The following is a 2,342-nucleotide window of genomic DNA, read 5'->3' on the forward strand; positions in this document are numbered from 1 at the left end:
GGCCAGGTCGGCGATCGCGGCGGCGAGCAGGGCGGTGTCCTCCTGCGGGCGGTAGACCCCGGGCAGGCGCAGCAGCCGCGGCGCGGGGAGGACGGACCGGGCGGCCAAGGGGCCCGGGCGGACGGGTTCCGCCGACGTGGTCATCGCGGTCTCCTTCAGCTCGCCGCGGGCCCGGCGCGATCGCCGGCGGACAACCGCGTCGCCTCCGGCTACCCGGCGAAGATCGCCGCAAACCGATCCCCCGCAGGCGGTTGGGGCGGACACGCGGGGGTATCCGGTCCGGAAAGGATCGTGAAGGAGGAGGCCCACGATGACGTCCCAGGACCGCACTCAGCACCCCGTCGAGCCCGCCGAAAACGACGACCCGCACGGCGACACCCCCGAAGCCCAGCGCGAGACGCTGCGCGGCGAGCAGGGCACGTCCGGCGGCGACCAGCACGACGACACCGACCCCCAGTCGGGCTGACCCCGGTGCACTGAAGGGGACTTTCCTCGCAGCACATGCCAGGAAAGTCCCCTTCAGCTCACTCGAACTCGAACGGCAACGCGGCCACGCAAGCCTCGTACTTCTCCACCATCTCGTGCTCGGTGTGCGCCGCGACGAACAGCTGCGCCAGCTCGAAGCTGTAGCTGTCCTGCTCCGGCAGGTCCGAAAGCCGTTGCCCCACCTCGGGCACGACCTCGATCTGCGTGCCGTCGACGCGCTCCTGCACCGCCGCGATCTCCTCGGGGGTCGGCACGCGCGTCACGACGCCGTCGGAAAACCGGCGCAGGTACCACTTCCCGGCGATCTGGTACTTGCCCTTGCTGGGCCGGCGCGCGGGGTCCTGGCCGAGGCCGAGGCGCACCATGATCTCGTGGTTGGCGACCCCGTCGACGAACTCGAACAGCTCGGCGTGCGACTGGGAGTGCCGCGGGTTGATCTCCAGCAGGCACACCTGCCCCGACTCCGGGTCGCAGAAGAACTCGATGCTGAAGGTGCCGTTGTCGAAGCCGATCCGTCTCATCACGCGCTCGGCGACGTCCCGCATCCGCTGCACCGGCTCCTCGCCCAGCTGCGACGGGTACTGGTGGCGCAGGAACGAGGAGCTGTCCGGGTAGTTGATCGAGTCGAGCGCCCCGTAGACGGTGACCTCGCCGCGGTACACGTACCCCTCGACGGCCGCTTGGACGCCGTGCAGCGCCTCCTCCGCCAGGCACGCCGCCCCACCCACCTCGGCGATCTCCGGGGGCAGCTGAACCTGGTCCAGCACGTAGCCGAACGGCTCACCCACCCGGCCGACGCCGTCCCGGATCTCGGCGACCGCGTCGGCGAATTCGGCTTCGTTCCCGGCCTTGAAGGCGAGTTCCGAAGAGAACGACTTGACCGGCTTGAGCCACATCGGGAAGCCGACGCCGTCCGGCGGCGACGGCCGCTCGTCGTCGAGGTCGACGATGCCGAAGTGCGGCAGCTCGTCGATCACCTCCCGCTGCTCCAGGCGGCTCCAGTACTTGTGCTCGCACTTGAGCACCGCCTCCAGCGACACGCTGGGCAGACCGTACCGGGCGCACAGCATCGGCACGAGCGACGCGGCCGGGAAGTCCCAGTAGCTGACGATGGCGCCGACGTCGCCGTCGAAGGCGTCCAGCTCGTGCTGCGCCGACTTCAGCAGCGCTTCGAAGTCGATGTCCCCGTGCTGCAGGTCTTCGGGGGTCAGCAGGCCGTGGAAGTCGTAGTTCCCGGCCCACGGCAGGCGCTCCAGCACCCGCTGGTTCTCCTCGTCCAGGCCGATCACGAAGATGTTGATACCCATGCCGAAGAGCTACCCCCAGCGGATTCGCCGAAACGGGGCCGGATGGCCGGTTTGGCGGTCGCGGGAACGGGCACCCGTTCGCATGACCGTGCTGCCCGAACCGCTTTCCCTGTGGGTGGAAACCGCGCCCGCGCCCGACCGCACCGGCGTCCCGGTGCCGGAGTCCGCCGACGTGGCGGTGCTCGGCGCGGGCATCGCCGGGCTCACGACGGCGCTGCTGCTCGCCAGGGGCGGCCGGTCGGTCGTCGTGCTGGAAGCCGCCCGGGTCGCCGCCGGGGTCTCCGGGCACACCACGGCGAAGGTCAGCGCGCAGCACGGCGCGAAGTACGCGGACCTGACGTCCCGGCACGGCGCGGGAGCCGCGAAGGCCTACGCCGCGACCCAGGCGGCGGCCACCGAGTGGATCGCCGCCACGGCGGCCGAACTGGGGATCGAGTGCGGGTTCACCCGCGCCGACAGCTACGTCTACACCACGCGCGAGAAGACCGTGGAGTCGTTGAAGCGGGAGGCCGGCGCGGCCGCCGCGGCGGGCCTGCCGGCGTCGTACAC

General features: G+C 71.2%; 3 protein-coding genes. 2 read left to right on the top strand and 1 reads right to left on the bottom strand.

Translation table 11 applies throughout. The annotated features are described in order from the left end of the window. Nucleotides 1-310 precede the first annotated feature (310 nt). The gene (locus G3I65_RS56625; RefSeq protein WP_166641043.1) at nt 311-466 is read left to right on the top strand and encodes a hypothetical protein; all 156 of its coding nucleotides are present in this window, start codon (nt 311-313) and stop codon (nt 464-466) included. A gap of 58 nt (nt 467-524) precedes the next feature. Here G3I65_RS56625 and G3I65_RS36855 read toward each other — a convergent pair whose 3' ends face one another. Continuing rightward, entirely contained in the window at nt 525-1,793 is a 1,269-nt protein-coding gene (locus tag G3I65_RS36855; protein WP_160700191.1) for an acetyl-CoA carboxylase biotin carboxylase subunit family protein, read from the bottom strand. An 82-nt stretch (nt 1,794-1,875) separates the two neighbouring features. Here G3I65_RS36855 and G3I65_RS36860 point away from each other — a divergent pair. Next, on the top strand, nt 1,876-2,342 hold a 467-nt coding region (locus G3I65_RS36860), incomplete at its 3' end, for an FAD-binding oxidoreductase (RefSeq protein WP_160700192.1).

Origin of the sequence: Amycolatopsis sp. SID8362 (genome assembly GCF_010550475.1) — a bacterium.
Classification (GTDB): Bacteria; Actinomycetota; Actinomycetes; order Mycobacteriales; family Pseudonocardiaceae; genus Amycolatopsis; species Amycolatopsis eburnea.